Here is a 20,168-nt window from a genome sequence, read left to right on the forward strand (position 1 = left end):
TGTATATTATGTTGACTATTGTTTGTAGATAATAAAGTAAAGTACACCCTTTTTATCTAAAGATGTATTTTGTAAAAAATCTTTAAATACTAATACTTATATTAAAATGCTAAGATTACGATGAAATTATTAAGATACATTATGGTAACAAATCAAGATCAACTATCCTGGTATGACGTATCAGAAGAAGTAAAAAATTTGTTAATTTTGGCCTCTAACAATTGGGAAAATACAATATTAGCGGAACAATATATAAGTGAGGCATTAAACAAGGCGAAAAATAACCTTGATGTTTTAATAGGGGCTTATCGTTTCTTCTTTTATAAAAAGAAACCTGAAACTGCTCTTGATATCGCAAAGAAAATCTTAAAAATCATCCGAGAGACTGAAAAACTTCCGCTACAATGGGAGAAACTAAAGCCTATATTAGTCGGTCGTCAATCTGATTCATCCATCCGACTGTATCTAAACGCTTATGCAGCAGAAGGCTTTATTTTAGCAAAACTTGGGCGACTTGAAGAAGCTAAACTAATAACTCAAAGGGTAAAAGAGATTGATAAAAATCGAGAATCTTGTGCCACGACAGTGTTTGAAGTTTTAACAAAATCCCCTGATGAAGACGACGATTAAGTTAATTAAGTTTAACTCTGAATATTTACTTAAGGAGAACCATTGTTATGATAGAGTCTCGTCGAGAGCAGTATTTTCAACTAATTCAAGATTTGGTAAGTTGTCCCAATGGACAAGAGCCGGACGTGTTAGATGCTAACAAAAGTTTAATTGATGCAGATTTTGTTCAAACCCTAGTAGAGGTTTCTACTGCACAAGCTCATCAGGGAAATCAAGATGGAGCAAAGTTCCTGATTTTTCTTGCTCGTCAGTTGTCTAAGCAATTAGGATTGTATCCCGAAATTGTGACTGAGAGTTAAATATTTTTTAAAAAACTAGTTTACTGGCCAGGCAGTGAAGCTATTTTGCTGTCTCGGTTTGTTACTCTTGTTTGTCATGAAAGTAAATTTAGCCTATAATCCATTTTGAGCAGTTATTAGCCTTTAGCAAAGCTCAAAAGGGTGCAGATGAATATTGAATAAAAAATTTTTGCTAAGTTCATTGAACTAAGTTAATTAACAAAAAGTAAGGCTAATAAAGCTTAAAATTTATGGCTGAATTCAATTTTTATACCTATAAAATATATTGATTATGATGGGATTTTAGCCGTTCAGTCCATATTATTACTAATAATAACTGGTATAGTTTTAAGCATTTATTCTGCATATAGATCATAAACTAATATCCTATTTATTATTTTTTCTTTTTTTCAATAGGAGCAGTTAGAGCTTCTTCTAAATCAGCTTTTCCTAATCTTTTTTCTAGAATTTTTATAACTTCTTGTCCAAAATTGTTAGAGTTTTCTCGCCAGGCTTGTAGACAAACCTCTCCAAAAAATGATCCCAACGGTTCAGGATTCCAAAGTAATTTTTTAGCTGTCCAAGGCATTAAACTCATAGGATTATACCCAGGTTTTAGAATATTTTTGTCCAAAGCATATTCTTCTAGGTGAGTATGAGGTTGTAACCCAATAAAGAAAATAGCCGGTTTTAGTTTATCAGCCCCAAAAATATTTTCTAGTTCCCGATGGTAAGCAATAGTTTGTCGTATTGTATCGAATGTTTCATCAATTACATTAAAAGAATAATTAACTGACACTATGTCGTTAAACCCGGCCATTTTAAGATCACGACAATTTTGCAGAACACTTCGTAATTTATAACCCATTCGCATCTTGCGCACTAGTTCCTGTGAGCCACTAGTGATGCCAATTTCAAAATAATTCATCCCTGTTTTAGCCATCAAATTACACAGATTTGGAGTTAAATTGTCTGCCCGAATATAAGCAGCCCAATGAATATCTGTCATCCCAGAATCGAGAATTTTCTGTAATAATTCTTCAGTGTTCTTAATGAATTTACGGGCAGGAATAAACTGAGCATCTGTAAACCAAAAATTACGAATTCCTCGATCATAAAGCTGGCGCATTTCCCTGATAATTTCATCAGCGGGGTTGATCCTAACTTGTTTTCCTTCTACTACTGTATAGACACAATAGCAACAGTTATGGGGACAACCTCGCTTAGTTTGTATTCCGATGTAAAAGTCATGTTCCTGAAAATAATAGTCAAATTCTGGCCAAATACTCTGGATATATTTGTAATTACAAGCAGTTTTTTCAATAGGTGTTGGGGGTTCGTGGATCAATTTTTTGCGGATATCATTCTCCCCCACAACGTAACAACGCTCATCTAAAAAATCTTCCCCTCGCAATAGTTTTTGAAGCAAAGTTTCTCCCTCACCCACTGAAACAATAGTTCCCTTGGGAAGATCAGACTTCAACTGTTCATAAAACACACTTACTGCACCGCCTCCTACAACCAGGCGTGTCTCTGAATAATATTGTTTGGCTTGTTTAAAGCCACGCCTAATTAGCCCTATATTTCGCCATATTTCGCCGTAGTAAGCCATGGTCACCTTTAAACCACCTACTGCTCCTCTTAGACGTATTAAAGGGTTCTTAGCATAATAAAACTCAAAAGCATTTTGTAATGGATTGCCAGCTCTACCACCAACAGGCGCATAAATCTGGATGTCTCGCCAAGAAAACACAAGTAGAGTGGGTTTAAACTCATTAATACTTTTATCTAAAGTTTCTTTGAAGTCTAATGGTGGAACCGTTCCAAGATCAAGAATTCTTTGCTTAATTTCAGGAAAAAGTTTATGAACGTGATCAGATAAATAGACAACTCCAATAGGAAAAATAGGATTACATGGGAGACGAACATATAGAATTCGCTGTTTCATTGTTGAATTCGTCTTAAACATTAATTTTGGCAGAGTTAGTTGCTCATAAATAGGGTATTACAAACAGTTAAGAACGAGCAATAATAAATAATCCCAGGATAACTCCATTATCTAATAAATTATTTAAAGGTGATGATAAGTGTGTAACACATCTTCAACTTTAACGAGATTATGAGCAGATAGCAAGATAAGTTCTAATTTAAAGATAAGAAGTGTCAATTCAACTTAGCTAGTTCTCAATAAACATCTCTTCACACTGACAAAGATAAATAAATTAGATAAAAAATTCAAAAATATTTTCTGTTAATTTTGTCTAAGCTAGTATTACACCGCTTTTGTATTATATCATGATTTGAGGATAAAAATATTAAATATAGTATTAATTACAGCCAGTTGTAATCGCTGAGTGTTATTTTATAAAACAAATAAAGAATTGGATTTATATTGTCTAAATTACTGTCACTATGGCTTGTATTTTCAATTCCCTTACAACTATTCAAAGGAGAATTATCCTTTATCGCTATATAAACACGACAAGTCAACTTTATAGGATTACAAATATTCCGAATTGGTATTTTGATAGAGTCGTCTTTTCCGGACAAAAGCTGATGTTTGAAGTTTTGTCTCAAGCACGTTTAAGTATTAATCATGAGAATGATAAAATAATGGACAAGCAACATATTACTGTCTGCATTTCAACTATTAATACAATGGCAATAAATAAAAATTACACGCAAAATAAAACTTCCTATTCAAGATTATTTTTACAATAAAAAATCAGACACACAACTTAATAAGTTATTAAAATAATATGTCATTAATTATCTGCAATAAATTGACTTTCCTTTTTTTTTATTTAAACAATTCTAATCCAAACTCGTCATTCTATTATCAATAAACTATATTATTTTAAATATTTATTTTTTATAAACATTTAAAATAATATAGTTTCTCCATCTCTTCCTATTAAAACTAATGTAGTTTATTTTAACAACTAAGTATTGACTTAAATTAAATTATTTACTTTTTATAAAAATTTTGGTAATTTGTCTAAGTTGATTTCTGATTTTTTATTGTACTAGTTAAAAAATTTTACTGTTAGTATTACGTGGCTGAATCAAAAATAACTTAATATTAACCCTAAACCTTGGAATCAATACAATTATGTTCTCTAGACTTACAGAAGTAAAATTAACAATACAGAATGATAATTTACAATATTTACATCAACAAAGAAATATTAATAATTAATATTTCTTCTCTTGGATACAGATAAAACATGATTTATAAGATTAAATTGTTTATGCATGAAAATAAAAATTTTGGGTAGTAATTATTTATTAATTGCTACTATTAAATATAGTAGCAATTAATAAATAATATTGTTGATTTAAAAAAAATAATGAAGTAAATCCTAACCTTTAATAATAAAAATAATTATATCAATGAACTTTATAATAGCAAAATTACTAAATATAAAGATAATTTACATCCAAAATATCTATTAGTAATTTAATCGCTTAAAGATAATAAAAATGTCTAAAATATTTAATTTTTATCGTACTACAAACAAATTGCAATAGTATCGAATAATTTATAGTTATAATTAATGCAACTATAAAATTCTGTTATTTCTATTAAAAAATAGCTTTTTATAAACTAATATCTTTTTATATAAAAATATTATTTTTAACTAATCCGACAATAATTTACCACAACTTTATATAGTAAATTATTGAGTAATAGGTGAGATATTTTACTGCAATTACTTACTATAAATTGACAATCAAATACTTATCCCCTCTATATTTTTACAAATGGGGAACAGGAAGTAATCTTTATAAAGACTCACAATTAACCATTCGACTATGACAATATACTAGTATCACTAATAATTATAAACTCTGAATAAATATATATTGTACTTCTGCTAAGTTATTCAGAAATATTACTATTATCTTTAATCTCCTTGCTGAGTAACTTGGACTTGGTAGTCAAAAGTATACTACTCATCTTGTTTTTGGGAATAGATTGACCATATTAACTTTTGGGGATTTTTTAACGACGCTTATTTCGGACACTTCCACTCGGTTAAGCCTGGAATATTTTTCCTCTGCATTATTTTCTAGGCTGAATAATATTGAGTCTGAACTTAAGTCAATTCACAGCTTCTATTAGAATTAGAGTTAAGCAGTAATTCTCCTAACTGCTCAGTGGTAAATCGTTAAATTAAATATTTATTGAGTTACTCTATTAACTAGAAGAACATTAATAGGATCCGAGTTCAGAACGGAAATCAGTGAGAAATACCTGTTACTTTAAAATTATTTCAGTAAGTAGCTAGCCCTTCTTGCTTAACTTTTACCCATTGTACTAGTAGCTATTGTCATCAAGAATAGCTACTAGTATAGTAATTAATATCTATAAATCTTTTGATATTGTTAGTGATTTAACTCGAATATTATTTGAGTTAACCAGAATATTTTAGCCTAAAATACCTCCTCAATAATCTTTATCATAAAACCAATTTTTATCAGCCTTTTACAAATTATTTAACAATAAATTAATCAATAATTTAGAAAATTATTGCTTTTAGAGTTTGGTGCGTATTTTTTCTATTCGTTGACGGTTTACTCCTAAATCAAATTTTCCTAAACGAGACGCAGAACGAACATGAATTACATTTTCATTGGGGTCAAGATAAAATTCTACATCATCAACATAACCCATTAACTTAGTCTTAAATTCGGCATAGAGATAATTTTCTGTTTCTTCGATAATACGTGTTCTTTCCATGTCTTTAATAACTTTTTTTAATTCAGCAATAGAAATTGGAGGGAAAGGAGCAATCCTAAATCGAGGAGTAGAACTTTGACTATTAACACAATTAGGGGTCCCAGGACAAGGAGACAATTTTCTAGCTTTTACACCCAGATTTATAGGACGCACTCCAGAAAAGTTAAACATAATAAACACCTTTTACGCTGATTGAACTAAGACGTTATATATTGTTAATAGTAAAATCAATGTTTTCCATTTTTACTTTCTGTATTTACTTAATAAATGACATTAGCTTTTGTTTAAGAATTTACTATTCATAAGTTACCCTTCTGATTGTTAGATAAGCTGAACAATACAGAAGGGAGTAGGAAGTCTGTTAATGAAACTTTAATAAGCGTCTTGCAACTCGTAAAAGTCTGGGGAAACGTAATCCTTTCGTAATGGCCAACCAACCCAATCCTCAGGCATTAAAATCCGTTTTAGATCAGGATGTCCTTCATAGACGATGCCATACATGTCATAACTTTCCCGTTCTTGCCAATCTGAGGCTTTCCAGATCCAGTAGACTGAAGGAATACGGGGATTATCTCTAGGTAAGAAAACTTTTATCCGAATCTCTTCGGGATGATCACTATCATCAGCTACTTTAATGAGATGATAGAAACTTACTAACTCTTTTCCTGCGCCTAAATCAAATGCCCCTTGACATTGAAGATAATTAAACCCATAAGCATAGAGAGCAGTAGCTAAAGGAATCAAGAATTCTGATTCTACTCTGATTAATTCTACACCTAAATGATCGGGTTCAAGAGGCTCATGCTCGAAACCGTTTTTCCTTAACCAACTGGAGACTGGACCAGCCTCAACAATGGCTGCCTCTTCCACTTCGGGGATATTATCTGGCTTATCTTCTCCAACCATTTTTAATTTACTCCTTTTTTTTCTGGGACGCTAAAGCGGGGGGAACAGGCATACCGATTGCATCAGTTAATTCTTTGGAGGGGGACTGACGAGTCTCTGTCTGTAAGTATTTACCCGTTAGAATTGGATCAACTGCTTTCATCTTGTGGGTTGTACTATAGTATCGGTGGGTTTGCTCCATTAGATTTGCACGTTCTTGGATGGTTTCGTTAGAGACCTTCTTACGAAGCTTAATGATTGCATCAAAAATAGCTTCTGGACGAGGAGGACAGCCCGGAATGTAGACATCTACAGGAATCAACTTATCAACTCCTCTGACGGCTGTTGTAGAGTCGCTGCTGAACATCCCTCCTGTAATGGTACAAGCACCCATAGCAATTACGTATTTAGGATCAGGCATTTCCTCATAGAGACGCACTAATGCTGGAGCCATTTTCATTGTGATAGTTCCAGCAGTGATAATTAAATCTGCTTGTCTAGGACTACAACGGGGAACTAGACCAAAACGGTCAAAATCAAATCTAGAGCCAATCAAAGCGGCAAACTCGATAAAACAGCAAGCTGTTCCGTACAATAGTGGCCAAAGACTGGATAAACGTGCCCAGTTATGAAGATCGTCTACGGTAGTGAGAATGACATTTTCTGAGAGGTCTTGAGTAACTTGACTACGAGCAATAGGGTTGAGAATTTTTTCTTTTTGTTGCTGCTCGATGGCAGCTAAATCAGTGGTAGTATTAGGACTCATGGTTTGATAATTATCAATGAACGATTAACAATTCCCAATCGATCGCTGGCGCTAGGACCATTCAAGTGCGCCTTTACGCCAGGCATAAACGAGGGCGATGACTAGGATTGAAATGAAAATCAGGGCTTCCAAAAAAGCTAATAGTCCCAATTGATTAAATGCTACGGCCCAGGGGTACAAAAAAACGGTTTCTACGTCGAATACGACAAACACTAACGCAAACATGTAATAGCGAATGTTGAATTGAATCCAAGCACCGCCGACGGGTTCCATTCCCGACTCATAGGTGGTGACTCTTTCAGGTCCTCCCCCACTGGGACGTAAAAGTTTTGAGGCGGTGAGGGCGAGAACAGGAACTAAACTAGATGCTAGTAAAAATCCGAGGAAATATTCGTAGCCATTGAGGACAAACACTGTTTTTTGGTAACTCCTCTTAATACAAAACAAAATCTGCTAAGGTTAACCAACTCTCATTATAAGGGCAATATTGCGATAGTTTTTCCAAAGTATGGTTAAAGAAAAAGTAAAAAGGTAAAGAGGTAAATTGGCAGCAATACCTTTGGGCAACTAAGGAATTAGGGAGTTATACGGAGTCTCCCAACCTTATTGAGCAAATTTTCTGTAATTTCAATTGCAATTGAAATTACAGTTCACTCTTATTGGCGTTATAGTCTCTGCATAACTTGATATTCTGTATATGTATATAGAAATTGGTTGGGATTCCAAAAATAGTTAAGCAGACAGTTAGCTAAGTTCATTAGAATTAATTTGCATAATTATTAATCCTCAGATTTAGTATATTGACATTTGAATCCTATTCTTCTTTAATTTTTTTTAAATTTTTAGTAGGAGAAATCATCTCAAAAGAGTTACTAATTTTTTTGAATGATTTTGTAGCAGGAGACGCAAACAGTTTCCTAGAAATGGGACTTATAGGAAGAAAAATTTTTTCTTCAGTAGATATATTTGAATTGTTAGCCAAACGTCTTTGTATATCAATGTTATATTCTAACTGTGCGGTTACTGATTCCATCAGTTGAGCAGTATAGAGTTGTTGTTCAAATTGATTAGTAAAAGAAACCAAGTTACTCAATCCATTAATTAACTTACGAACATTATTTCTAAAGGTAGGATCTCCAGTTAGTTCTTCTACATCTGATGTAATTTTTTGGGCATTCTCAAAAGTAACTCGTGCCGAATCAAGGGTTTTTTGAACAGTTAAGATAACTTGAGGATCACTAATCGATTTTGAGACATCTCGTAAGTTTTCCGACATTTCAGCTGCATTAGCCATTAAAAATTCTAAATCTTTGGCAATTTGTTGGGTGTCTATTGAATCGAGTCCTTGATTAACTTGATTAACAGCTTTTCCTAGACCGATAGCAACGCTCCGCACTTGATCGCTGGTTTTTTCCAAACTATTCAATGTGTTAATAACATTGCCTCTACTTTCTGCGACTAAACCATCTAGATTAGCTACTAAGTTTGCCGTATTATTAATCACTCTATTGAGGTCATCACGGTTTTCTGTAACTATTGTATTAACATTACGCATTACTTGAGAAGCATCCCTAGCTGCCCGATTAATACTTCCAATAGCTTCAGAAGTACCTTCAACTTCCTGACGGGCTTCATCGGTTAATTTAGCAACTTTACTCCCAGCAGTAGAAACACTAGTAAAAGCATCACTAATATTTTTTACAAATTCAGGATTACTATAAGCATTGCTCAGTTTAGTTAATGCTTGTACCAATTGAGAGCCGGTTTCTCCTGTAATCTCGTCACTCTCACAAATAATCAGATTTTTATCTGAACATTCAGTACTGGTAGGATCAATAGTTAGGGCTTGCTCAGATAAGTTTCTTGATGGAGTAATATCGACTGAAGCTTCTCCAATAAGTCCATAGCGGTTAATCTGTATTTTAGAATTCTTGGGAATTCGTAAGTCAGTAGAAGAAAGTTCAAGCAATACCTTTACCCCGTTGCTTCTAGGTTGAAGTCCAGCGATTTTTCCTACTGCTACCCCTCTATAACGTACAGGAGCTCCAATTTGGAGACTACTTACATCATTGAAAGTAGCTTGAATTTGATAGCTTTTTTGACCTAAGACTCCCCCACGTAACCAGATCACCAGTCCTCCAAACAAAATTAGTCCCGAGAGTGCAAACAAGCCCACCGAGCCTTCTTGAATGGTTCGCATTCGTAGCATGGTTTCTCCTCACTTTATCTAAGAATATGAAGGACAATTAGTTAGATATGTTTCATTGCATAAATTTTCTCCTATATAGCTTAATCGATGACTCGAATTGGACCTTGAACACTAGCACTAAAAAATTGTCGCATCAGAGGGTTATCATTACTATCGATCTCATTAATCGCACCTTCCCATTGAATTTTACCGCCATAGAGAAAAATTACACGATCAGCAGTCCGACGAATGGTACTATCTTGGTGACTTACCATGACATACGTATCACATCCTCCAGGGCTTTTTTGAAGACTACGGACTAAATCTTCAATAACAGTGGAGGAAATCGGATCTAATCCTGCCGTTGGTTCATCATAGAGAACAATTTCAGGATTATCGACTGGATTATCAGGATCAGCAATCAAAGCCCTAGCAAAGCTAACTCGTTTACGCATTCCTCCAGAAAGTTGAGAAGGATAGCGAGTAGCCATTCCCTGTAAGCCAACCATCGCTAATTTTGTCTCAACTAATTGACGAATTTTTTTACGAGGGAGTTTAGAATGTTCGTAAAGGAAAAATCCTACGTTTTCATCAACATTGAGAGAATCAAAAAGGGCTGCTTGTTGAAAAACAAGAGCAATTCGCATAGGTTTATTGTCATCATCAATCAATCCTTTGCGTAATTTTCCTTTGATATAAATTTCCCCTCTATCTATTGGGAGTAATCCAGCTATAAGTCTTAGGATAGTTGATTTACCAGTTCCTGATGGTCCAATAATCACAAGTGCTTCCCCTCGATAAACTGTCAAATCAATTTGATCGAGAATAACTTGATCACCAAAGGTTTTACTGACTCCTTTGAGTTCAATTAATGGTTCTTTTGCCATTGATTAAGTACTATATTGGGGTTATATAACTAACTTACCTGTCGTGGAAAAGACTAGGATTTTGACCTTATTATGACTCACCTTATCATTGACTGCTAGGATATATTTTTAATCTACAGTTGGAGGCGATTAGAATTATGCTAAGTTAGTCATGAAATAATGTTTAGCATAAAACAATAGAGTTTAAAGTAGATTAGTTGTTTTCATTACTTCAACCATTATTGTGTAAACTATGATAATAGAAAAACCATGTCCTCAAGCTAAGTAAATTTCTATACTCGAATCTTAATATAAAAAATTTTTCTTTTTTTATATAAAAAAAGAAGAAGCTTAAGAAGCTGTGGAAAATTAACTTAAAAAATAAATTTTAAATATTTCAAAGAAAACATCATGAATTTATTAAAAAATGTTCAATCAGTACAGTAATTGCTATAGAATCGTTTGTTAACAAACAAATGATAAATATCAAATAACTACAAATACCATATTATTTTAATTTAATATAATAGTAAATTTTGGAATTAGGATACTCTTTAATTATTTATGTTCAAATGGATGATTGTAAATAAGCAAAAAATAGAAAATTTTTAAAAGAAGCAATAAATACTGATAATTTAGCTGACATACATGATTGAAGGAGAGAAACTATCAAAGTTGACTCATAATCTAAGAAAATAAAAAATAAGAATAAAAAATCATGTTCTAGTCTAAGAAAATAGAAAGCTTTAAAAGTTAAAGATTGAAAAAAACTATCGGCAAATATAATTTAGACAAATAATTTACGGACAGATTCTTTAAACAATAAATAAGTTACAATTTTTCACAAAAATAGAATAAACAAGAGTGTGTAGAAAGATATTGAACTCTCTTGTTACATTACTGTCTACGCCTATTAACTGATAATTTTATGATCTTGAATTAGATAACAATCAATACTTTCGTGAAATATTTAGTAAAATTAACACTGAATGCCATTAAATAAAATTAATAACAAATCAATCCAATGTTTAAACACTTCTACAAATCTGAAACTACTTGATACGGAAATAAAATACAATATGTTAGGAGAACATAAGACATAGGATTTTAGAAAAATGTGTTTAGCTAAGTCAATTCTATAGTTTTGAGTACCGACGACTAAATTAGCACAAATAAATACTTTTAAAAGTTATTAACTTAGCCATGAAAAGGAATCAAAATCAATGGAGACAAAGTCAATAAAATACAACTCAATTTCCAAGAAGTAATGATCTGATTTTTTGACTCACTTAACAAAGCATCAATTCGTTCATTTAAACGACTAGAAATTACTTTGTCATGAAAGGTGGCTTCCATGATTCCTGTTGTAATGTTTTCCGAAATTGTGTGGGTTCTTTTTGTCACTAATACTAATGACTCGGCAATTAGTAAGGGGTCAACCTGCTGAGAGGCTCGTCGATCAGCCCTAATTTCCCGTAACAACAATAAATCCTGCCATAGCTCATTAGTATTGGGCAACCAAGGAGTAATATAACCTAGCCAACCTAAAAGGACAAACCAAAATGTATCTCGGTATTGAGTATGAGCCTCTTCATGAGCAATAACGGCGTTTAAATGCTCCTTATCTAGGGTATCTAAAAGTCCTTGACTAACAACTAATTTAGAATTCCAAAAACCAACCTGTGCACTGTAAGGAAAAGAAGTGTCAAGCAGTCTTACAGTTTTTCCCTCAACAATTTTTTGAGGATAATTATTAGTCATTTGGATAGATCGCCATCCTTGAAAAGCTAGTTTGATAATGGATGTGATAGTAAAGAGAAGAAACCCTATTGAGAGTAAGTAACCATACCAACTAGATTGCCACCCTAACATTTTTCCGTGACATCCCATCACCACAACTGCGATAGCAGTCATCAACAATAGCAAAGGAGAGAATACAAAACAAAACAGTGATCGTTGCCAGCGAGTTGTCCAAGGTATATAAGATAAGGGAGTATAAAGACGTATACTCCAAGCTAAAATCAGGGACACCACTATCATTAATAAGTGCATAACTTTAAGTTTCCTCCCGTTGACGACGAATGGCTTGTAGACGAGACGTGATTGCGTCTAACTGTTCTAGACTAGCTATATCTAAACTATCCGCAAAAGCTGCCACAATGTCGGGATTGCTAATGGCTAAAAATTGCTGCAATTGTTCATAAGCTTGTATCGCCCTTGCTTGTTCGCGAGATACAAGGGGATGCCACGAAAAAGCTCTCCCTTTTTTAGAATATTTTAGCCATCCTTTTTGAGTGAGACGATGTAAAACGGTTGTGACAGAAGCATAAGCTAACTCTCGTTCAGGATCGGATAAAATGCGATCGTGAATTTGCTTTACCGTAGCGGTTTCTAAGTCCCAGATAATTTCTAAAATCTCGGCTTCTAGATGTCCGAGGGAAAGTTTTCGGGGTCGATAGTTGGGCAAAGGAGACATGAGTCTATATTTTTTCTAAATGGTCTTCCATCCTAACATTTCTGGACTTAATCACGTCCTATTACATCAAACTATTTTTAATATTTTCCTGTGAACACCTTTTGAGCTGGTCCTGTCATGTAGAGTTTATTATCAACTTCAGACCATTCAATCGTTAAACAACCTCCTGGCAGTTCCACCGTGCAGTTACGATTACAGTTTCCTGTTAACACACCAGCTACCACAGATGCACAGGCTCCGGTTCCACAAGCTAAAGTTGCTCCTACACCCCTTTCCCAAACTAGCATTTTTAGATAATCAGGGCGAACTACCTCGATGAATTCGGTATTTACACGCTCGGGAAACATCTTATTGTGTTCAAATTGAGGACCCAGGACAACTAGGTCGATCGCTGATGTATTTTCAATAAAAGTAACACAGTGGGGGTTACCCATACTCACACAGGTGACTAACCAGGGTTTTCCGTCCACAACTAAGGATTGATTAATCACTGTTTCGTTAGGATTCCCTAGTGTGGTAGGAATTTCATTGGCAGACAGATTAGGAGTTCCCATCTCTACTCTTACCTGTCCCTCGTCCTCTAAACGAAGAGGAATCACTCCTGCTAGGGTATGAATAGAATAAGTTTTTCCTGGGATTTCTTTCCCTTCTAGCTGAGTGATAAAACGAGCTAGACAGCGAACCCCGTTACCACACATTTGCGGTTCAGAACCGTCAGAATTAAAAATTCTCATAGTGTAGTCAGTATTGTCTGTTCCTAGGAGAGCAAAAATTACTCCATCCGCCCCAATTCCAAAATGACGATCACACATTTGAATAGTCTGTTCTGGAGAAACTAAAGGCGAATTATTCAAACGATTATCAATTAAAATAAAATCGTTACCCAATCCATGATACTTAGTAAACTCAATAGCCATGTTTAATTTCCCATTAGTACTAACAATTATTAATCAATTAGATAATAATCAACAAGATCTTCCTAATCTTTCTTGGAAAGATTAATTAATTGCTCTTTTGCAAAAAAATCACTGAATATAAGATGAAATATTGGTTGGTACCGGTATTGGTACTATTTTCGGATAAATTCTCCAGTCTTTGATAACTCATAAAGCGAAACAAAGAATCTTAAAATTTATGATTAATTGTTTTGATTAAATTTATAGTCTCAAAGACTTAAAAGATTTTAGTCTCTCTTTGATTTAATCAAAGATTATAGAAAGATTACAAACTAAGTTTCCCCAAGGCTTTTCTGTGGATTCTCTGCCGCCAATGCTAGAATGACCCTACGGGACAGCCACTGCTTGGTTGTAGGTAAAAGTAAAGATTTAGACTGTTTTGTATTTATGCCATTACTAATCTTAGTAGCTGATGATGATCCAGGGATTCGATTAGCTGTCAAAGATTATTTAGAACTTTACAGTTATTCGGTCATAACTGCCAGAAATGGACAAGAAGCCTTGTCTCTTTTAGGAACTTATCATCCTCATTTGCTCATATCCGATATTAAAATGCCCCTAAAGGATGGCTATACTGTAGTACGCTATCTACGACAGTTACCAGAATTCCGTCTTTTACCAGTGATTTTTCTGACCGAACGAGATAGTATAGGAGAACGAATCCAAGGATATGAGGTTGGATGTGATATTTATCTCCCCAAACCCTTTGAAATGGAGGAACTTAAGGCGGTAGTTCGTAATCTTTTAGAACGAACCCAAATGATCCAGTCTGAATGGAGTTTCTCTAAACCGGAATTTTTCAGAAATCAAAAAAACAAGTTTTCTCAAGAAACAGCGATTTATAATCGTTTTATTCCTAATTCTTTTCATTTTACTTCACGAGAAGTCCAAGTCCTCAATTTACTAACAACTGGGTTGTCTAATGGGGATATCGGCAAAAAACTACATTTAAGTCCTAGAACAGTCGAAAAATATGTTAGTAGCTTACTTCGAAAAACTGAAACAAATAACCGTGCTGAATTAGTACGATTCGCCCTCGATCATCATTTAATTGATTCTTGAAAATCTAGAAACCAATTAATTATAAGTTTTCACGAACATTTAGGATAATTCTTAAAAATGACAATTTGGGTTAATGAACAAACCGATCCCTGTGGGATTATTTATTCTTGTATTGCCTGTTGCAATGAAGCAACAGCCATAAAATGTCACCAAACTTGGCTTAAGGACTTAAGTGAGCAAAAAAAACAAGAAGGTTGGAGCGCTACTCTCAGAATCGTAGACTCTTGGGATGAAGTCCCGGTTAATGCTCTCAAGCTGAATTTTTAATTTAAATTGTTTTAATTGTCGTTAGTTGTGCTCACTTTCTGTGCAGATTATAGTAAAACAGGTGATAGGTTGATCTATGTAAAACATTTACTTTAGGCTGAGAAACTATTCATGATGGTAGATATTCCAGAACTGATTCACATCTAATCACAGTTTGTTCATTTTATTATGATGTTGGAATTATTCGAATTAATCATTTTTAAGTATTTAATGACAGTTAACTCGGACAGTCGATGAAAATATAAAAAAAAATTACTCTTATAAAGACTTTAAGACTCGATACCACAAACTAAAATTATTACCACTAAGGCCGATAGTAATAATTTTAGTTTGTTTTGTAATTATTTAATTTATTAGTTTAGTTAGGTTGAGTATCATTGCAATAATCGCTGTTTTTACTGTCCTTTCCTCTCTCGTACAAGAAGGGATAAATTAGTCGGTTATAAATACACATCTTTAATATTTCTTCTATTTTATTGGCAAACTATAAGTAGTATGAATATTTAAAACAAAATTATTGATAGGATCTCCTGATTGATTTTTATAATTTCAACTCTTTTATGTTAAATAATCTTTGTAGCGACGTTTTAGGAAACATTGCTACAAAGATTATTTAGAGTAAATTTAAGCTGCAGTTGATAAAGATTCTTCTTGAAGAATTTTTTGATAATAATCACGTAATTGGGAAGTGGCAGCTCCCCAACTCCAACGTTCTGCCTCAAGACGAGCATTCCCTCGCAATTTTTCTCGTTCTCCTGTTGCCGCTAATAAACGTTGAGTTGCAACAATAGCGCCATCAACATCAGTTGGCTCAAATAGATATCCATTAATCCCATCAGTAACAATATCAGGTATTCCTCCAGAATTGGCGGCTACTACGGGACATCCTGCAGCCATAGCTTCTAATAAGACTAATCCTAGGGTTTCCGTCCGTGAAGGAAAAATAAAAGCATCTGATGAGGCAAAGGCGGCAGCTAATTCTAATCCTTGGAGATAACCCACAAAATTTGTCTTAGTATCGGCAAAATAGGCTTTTAATGTTTCTTTATGAGGCCCGTCTCCGACAATAGCTAAACGAGCATCAGGAATAGCTTCCAGAACAGGTTTTATATTCTCAATTTGCTTTTCTGGAGAAACTCGTCCGACATACAATAATAAAGGACATTCAGGATGTCCTGCTGATAACCGTGATCGCATCTGTTCAGAACCTAAATGAGGTTGAAACATTTCCGTATCCACACCCCGTTGCCATAGATCAACTCGCTCAATACCATGGATTACTAATTCATTCACCATAGCTGTTGAAGTACAGAGGTTTAATTGTGCCTGATTATGTCCTAATTTTAACAGTTCCCAAAGTAATCCTTCTAATGATCCTAATCCGTAATGTTGTAAATATTGGGGTAAATGAGTGTGATAAGAAGCTATAAGTGGAATATTCATTGTTTTAGCGAAATAAATTCCTCCTAGCCCTAAAATAGCAGGATTTACTACATGAATTAAATCGGGTTTAAATCGTTCTATTGTTTTACCGACAGTGGGAGTAGGAATGGCTAATTTTAATTCTGGGTATAGAGGCAGGGAAATTCCTTTGACTCCATGAACTTTAGATCCTTTGTATTCAGTGATACCTCCGTCAGGACAGAAGACTAATACTTGATCACCATTACGCTGTAAATGTTCAACTGTATGACGTAGACGGGTGACAATTCCGTCAATTTTCGGTAAAAAGGTCTCTGTGAATAAGGCAACTCGCATAAGATTCACTATTCAGGGACAAATAGTAATATATGCGATTACGGTACCTCTAAGTAAGCTTAAATAAGTGTAAGATAGAAAAAAGAGATAAATTAGATATTAGTATGTCTAAAAATAATGAAATTATAAAGGGAAATACTACCAGAGTTTACTTGTAATATAAAAATATTTTCCAAAACAATAGTAAAGATATTGTATTTAAGTCTAAGAGGGGAATAAAATTGTGTACCAAGTATAATTACTATGAAATATAGCTGAGGATGAGTTATGGACTAAATAAATTATTAAAAGAGATATTGTAGTTTTTTACGAAAAGTAGGCGCCCAAAGTAGAGTAATTTTATCGAGTTTAAAGACAGAAAAAATATCAAATAAAATAACTAAAAAATAATCATAAATATTTTTCTTTATGATTATTCATGGTTTAGAACTAGATCTAAAATGAGAAAAGTAGAGTTAAAAAAAAATAAATCAACATTAAGAATGACTGAGAACAGCTTAACTAAAATAGTCAAACAAAGTATTATGCAAAATATTTATCATAAACAATAGAGATTAAAGTGACATACTTTTAAATATTAAGTGTCGATAAAAACACAAAGATATCATCTATTTCATTTATTTAAAAACACTTACTTAGGTAATATTCTCTCAATGAGAAGAGAGAAGAAATGACAAACTATAATTTGCAACTTCTAATATACTAATATACTAATATCACTAATACACTAATATCATGTCACCGGTTAGTCAGGTTATTGTTTCCCTGGATGTTCCTAATTTAACTGAAGCGATAACACTTTTGGATAAGTTGCCTCAGGTCAACTTTTGGAAAGTAGGACTAGAATTATTTGTAGCTACTGGACCAGATATTCTAACTATTCTCAAAGAACGAGAAAAACGTATTTTTCTAGACCTCAAATTCCACGATATTCCTAACACTATAGCGGGGGCTTGTCGTAGTGCCAGCGAATATGGGGTAGATTTCCTTACCCTCCATGCTACAGCCGGACGAGCCGCTTTACAAGCGGCTACAAAAGCTATTAGTAACACTGCATCTCGTACCCAATTATTAGCTGTAACTTTACTGACCAGTTTGAGTTCACGAGAGTTAACTGTTGACCTTCAAGTTACTCATGATTTATCTGATTATATCTTACAAATGGCTATATTAGCCAAAAAACATGGCATAAATGGAGCTGTTTGTTCTCCTAGAGAGGTAAGTCAACTGCGGCAGGTATGTGGGGAAGATTTTCTGCTGATTTGTCCAGGGATACGACCAAGTTGGTTTGAGACTGGAGATCAGAGAAGAGTAATGACTCCTTTGGAGGCGATGAAAGCGGGGGCAGATTATTTAGTTATTGGCCGTCCTATTACAATGGCAAATGATCCAGCAGCAGCATGGGAGAAAATTTGCAAAGAATTAGAAATGGTATGATGAGACAAACATTGATGGGACTGTTAATAACAGTAGGTTGCTTAGGCAAACCATCAGGGGTATATTCTCAAAATACTCCTCAGTTAACCTCTTGCCCATCCGATCTTCAAAAGTTGACCGAGTTGATGTTGAAAGATTTGCCCAGTTACACTAATAGGGTAATTCAGCGAAAAGGATTGAAAGATCGTCCTTTTTCTCCATCTCTATATGTTTTAGTGATAGGTAAGCCAGAATTTGAACCGTTACCCTTAACAAATTTACAATATCAACCCGTTCTTAAAGATACAGCCCAACAAGTCTTTTTTACTACCTTGGAACGCCAGTATGGAGAAGAAAGTCAGGTGACTTTAGAAAATTATTATTGGCTATTTCTAGCTCAAACAGAGAAAGGGTGGCGAGCAGTAATGTTGTTCTCTCAATTAGCTTCTCTTAACGATGGAGGTCTTCCCCTACCTCCTAAAGACGCCAGTAATGGGCCAATCGGACAGGGTATTCGTTTATGGTTACGGGATTGCCGTGCAGGAGTCATCAAACTTAATGATTAATGAGAAATAATAATTAACATGAGGAGAAAGAACAGTGGGATGATTGTGATGAGATGCTCGATAATTGTAGCCTGGAATACCTAGCTAACTCCTTACCAGCTAATTTGAGTTCAACAAAACTATGATGCCTGAGCGACGAATTTCCATTTCTACATCTAGCTTACTACTACTAGTAGGAGCCGGTTTACTGTTGGTTATATTATGGCAACTACGAAATCTTTTGGTGATTTTGATGATTGCAGTAGTTATTTCTTCCACTCTGGCTCCTTTAGTAAAAAGTGTAGAAAGACGAGGGATTTCCTCTTGGCTAGCTGTAATTCTTGTTTATTTAGGCTTACTTAGCTTAATAACTGGGATTAGTTTAATATTAGGTCCAACAATTATTGCCCAAATTCAACAGTTATTCGATAAGTTACCCGGATATCTAGATATTTTACAGACAGAATTTCAGAATTTAGTCACTAGACGAGGCTTTACTCACCCTGAGGTCCTCGATTTCATTAACCAACTATTAGATATCCAATCTCTGGTGTCTTGGACATTGAGTTACAGTCAAAAATTTCTCATTGGTGTAAGCGGCGTTACACGGGGTATTCTGGGGGGAGTTCTGAACGTAATCTTAGCAGTTTTGTTCTCTGCTTATATGTTATCAGGATCAAAAAAATTAATTAAGGACATTGTTAATTTATTTCCTTACCCCTGGGATGAACGTTTAGAAGCCCAGATTATTCCGATTAGTCAACGAATGGGGGGTTATATTCAGGGGAGGCTTTTAGTCTCATCTATTTTGGGGTTGGCTATTAGCTTAGGACTTAGATTTCTAGGCATTTCTGAGTTTGCCTTAGGTTTAGGAACTATTGCTGGAATTACTAATTTAATACCCTTTTTTGGTCCTGTTTTAGGATCAATCCCCGCCCTGATTGTAGCAATCGCCCAAGGGGGGTGGATGTTTCTTTGGGTTCTGTTGCTATTTTTATTCATTCAGAATGTAGAAACCTATGTGCTTGATCCCTTGTTAGTGGGATCTTCGGTCAATGTTTCTCCCTTATACCAATTATTGGCGGTGTTGAGTGGAGTTCAAATCTTGGGAATTTTGGGAGCATTAATTGTTCCTCCTTGGGTAGCCGGTGCAGGAGTCTTACTGCAAAACCTTTATTTAATTCCTAAATTGCAAGCTCAAGGACAAGCAATTTCTCTCTCAGAACATGAGTAATTCTCTATAATTTCTTCTACTTATTGAAAGATATCTTCGTAATACTATGGATAATAGTAAAAACTGATAGATTTAGAGAATTTAAACAAGGTAAATA

At 34.3% G+C, this 20,168-nt stretch carries 19 protein-coding genes; 8 read left to right on the forward strand and 11 right to left on the reverse strand.

Annotation, left to right across the window (positions count from 1 at the left end):
* The first annotated feature begins 141 nt into the window (after positions 1-141).
* Positions 142-630 carry a hypothetical protein gene (locus OXU93_RS01125; protein ID WP_267384001.1) on the forward strand — a complete coding sequence of 163 codons (489 nt, stop codon included), beginning with the start codon at positions 142-144 and terminating at the stop codon, positions 628-630.
* A 47-nt stretch (positions 631-677) separates the two neighbouring features.
* Positions 678-929, forward strand: coding sequence for a hypothetical protein (locus tag OXU93_RS01130; protein ID WP_267384003.1), 252 nt, complete (start codon positions 678-680; stop codon positions 927-929).
* A 373-nt stretch (positions 930-1,302) separates the two neighbouring features.
* Here the strand turns inward: OXU93_RS01130 and OXU93_RS01135 are convergent, their stop codons facing one another.
* A complete protein-coding gene (locus OXU93_RS01135) occupies positions 1,303-2,856 on the reverse strand; it encodes a photosystem II high light acclimation radical SAM protein (RefSeq protein WP_267384004.1) in 1,554 nt (517 codons plus the stop codon).
* A gap of 464 nt (positions 2,857-3,320) precedes the next feature.
* Between OXU93_RS01135 and OXU93_RS08675 the strand changes: the two genes are divergently transcribed.
* Positions 3,321-3,629 carry a DUF1830 domain-containing protein gene (locus tag OXU93_RS08675; protein WP_416378774.1) on the forward strand — a complete coding sequence of 103 codons (309 nt, stop codon included), beginning with the start codon at positions 3,321-3,323 and terminating at the stop codon, positions 3,627-3,629.
* Between the two features lie 1,819 nt (positions 3,630-5,448).
* Here the strand turns inward: OXU93_RS08675 and OXU93_RS01140 are convergent.
* The 9 genes from OXU93_RS01140 to dapF all read right to left on the reverse strand — a co-directional run bounded on the left by OXU93_RS01140 (position 5,449) and on the right by dapF (position 13,750).
* Complete coding sequence (locus OXU93_RS01140; protein WP_267384005.1) at positions 5,449-5,823, reverse strand: DUF1499 domain-containing protein; 375 nt, start codon at positions 5,821-5,823, stop codon at positions 5,449-5,451.
* A gap of 201 nt (positions 5,824-6,024) precedes the next feature.
* The gene (locus OXU93_RS01145; RefSeq protein ID WP_267384006.1) at positions 6,025-6,558 is read right to left on the reverse strand and encodes an NAD(P)H-quinone oxidoreductase subunit J; all 534 of its coding nucleotides are present in this window, start codon (positions 6,556-6,558) and stop codon (positions 6,025-6,027) included.
* 7 nt (positions 6,559-6,565) lie between these two features.
* The gene (ndhK, locus tag OXU93_RS01150; protein ID WP_267384007.1) at positions 6,566-7,303 is read right to left on the reverse strand and encodes a photosynthetic/respiratory NAD(P)H-quinone oxidoreductase subunit K; all 738 of its coding nucleotides are present in this window, start codon (positions 7,301-7,303) and stop codon (positions 6,566-6,568) included.
* Between the two features lie 51 nt (positions 7,304-7,354).
* Positions 7,355-7,717: a photosynthetic/respiratory NAD(P)H-quinone oxidoreductase subunit C gene (gene ndhC / locus OXU93_RS01155; RefSeq protein WP_267384008.1), complete on the reverse strand. Its 363-nt coding sequence runs from the start codon at positions 7,715-7,717 to the stop codon at positions 7,355-7,357.
* A 400-nt stretch (positions 7,718-8,117) separates the two neighbouring features.
* Positions 8,118-9,512: an MlaD family protein gene (locus OXU93_RS01160; protein WP_267384009.1), complete on the reverse strand. Its 1,395-nt coding sequence runs from the start codon at positions 9,510-9,512 to the stop codon at positions 8,118-8,120.
* A gap of 80 nt (positions 9,513-9,592) precedes the next feature.
* The gene (locus OXU93_RS01165; RefSeq protein WP_267384010.1) at positions 9,593-10,378 is read right to left on the reverse strand and encodes an ABC transporter ATP-binding protein; all 786 of its coding nucleotides are present in this window, start codon (positions 10,376-10,378) and stop codon (positions 9,593-9,595) included.
* Positions 10,379-11,554: 1,176 nt separating this feature from the next.
* Complete coding sequence (locus tag OXU93_RS01170; RefSeq protein WP_267384011.1) at positions 11,555-12,409, reverse strand: M56 family metallopeptidase; 855 nt, start codon at positions 12,407-12,409, stop codon at positions 11,555-11,557.
* A gap of 4 nt (positions 12,410-12,413) precedes the next feature.
* Positions 12,414-12,833: a BlaI/MecI/CopY family transcriptional regulator gene (locus OXU93_RS01175; protein ID WP_267384012.1), complete on the reverse strand. Its 420-nt coding sequence runs from the start codon at positions 12,831-12,833 to the stop codon at positions 12,414-12,416.
* Between the two features lie 77 nt (positions 12,834-12,910).
* Positions 12,911-13,750 (reverse strand): diaminopimelate epimerase, encoded by an 840-nt coding sequence (gene dapF, locus OXU93_RS01180; protein ID WP_267384013.1) that lies wholly within the window; start codon positions 13,748-13,750, stop codon positions 12,911-12,913.
* A 426-nt stretch (positions 13,751-14,176) separates the two neighbouring features.
* On the opposite strand from dapF, the gene OXU93_RS01185 reads away from it, so the two are divergent.
* Both OXU93_RS01185 and OXU93_RS01190 read left to right on the forward strand, forming a co-directional pair.
* Positions 14,177-14,851 (forward strand): response regulator transcription factor, encoded by a 675-nt coding sequence (locus OXU93_RS01185; protein WP_267384014.1) that lies wholly within the window; start codon positions 14,177-14,179, stop codon positions 14,849-14,851.
* Positions 14,852-14,908: 57 nt separating this feature from the next.
* Positions 14,909-15,118 (forward strand): glycogen debranching protein, encoded by a 210-nt coding sequence (locus OXU93_RS01190; protein WP_267384015.1) that lies wholly within the window; start codon positions 14,909-14,911, stop codon positions 15,116-15,118.
* A gap of 624 nt (positions 15,119-15,742) precedes the next feature.
* Here the strand turns inward: OXU93_RS01190 and OXU93_RS01195 are convergent.
* Positions 15,743-16,876 carry a glycosyltransferase gene (locus OXU93_RS01195; protein ID WP_267384016.1) on the reverse strand — a complete coding sequence of 378 codons (1,134 nt, stop codon included), beginning with the start codon at positions 16,874-16,876 and terminating at the stop codon, positions 15,743-15,745.
* Between the two features lie 735 nt (positions 16,877-17,611).
* On the opposite strand from OXU93_RS01195, the gene pyrF reads away from it, so the two are divergent.
* The 3 genes from pyrF (at position 17,612) to OXU93_RS01210 (ending at position 20,071) form a co-directional block, all read left to right on the forward strand.
* Positions 17,612-18,313 carry an orotidine-5'-phosphate decarboxylase gene (gene pyrF, locus OXU93_RS01200; RefSeq protein ID WP_267384017.1) on the forward strand — a complete coding sequence of 234 codons (702 nt, stop codon included), beginning with the start codon at positions 17,612-17,614 and terminating at the stop codon, positions 18,311-18,313.
* Entirely contained in the window at positions 18,310-18,858 is a 549-nt protein-coding gene (locus OXU93_RS01205) for a hypothetical protein (RefSeq protein ID WP_267384018.1), read from the forward strand. Before pyrF ends, OXU93_RS01205 begins: the two co-directional genes overlap by 4 nt.
* 121 nt (positions 18,859-18,979) lie before the next feature.
* Positions 18,980-20,071, forward strand: coding sequence for an AI-2E family transporter (locus OXU93_RS01210; protein WP_267384019.1), 1,092 nt, complete (start codon positions 18,980-18,982; stop codon positions 20,069-20,071).
* Positions 20,072-20,168 lie beyond the last annotated feature (97 nt).

Origin of the sequence: Cyanobacterium sp. uoEpiScrs1 (genome assembly GCF_947331815.1) — a bacterium.
GTDB lineage: Bacteria > Cyanobacteriota > Cyanobacteriia > Cyanobacteriales > Microcystaceae > Rippkaea.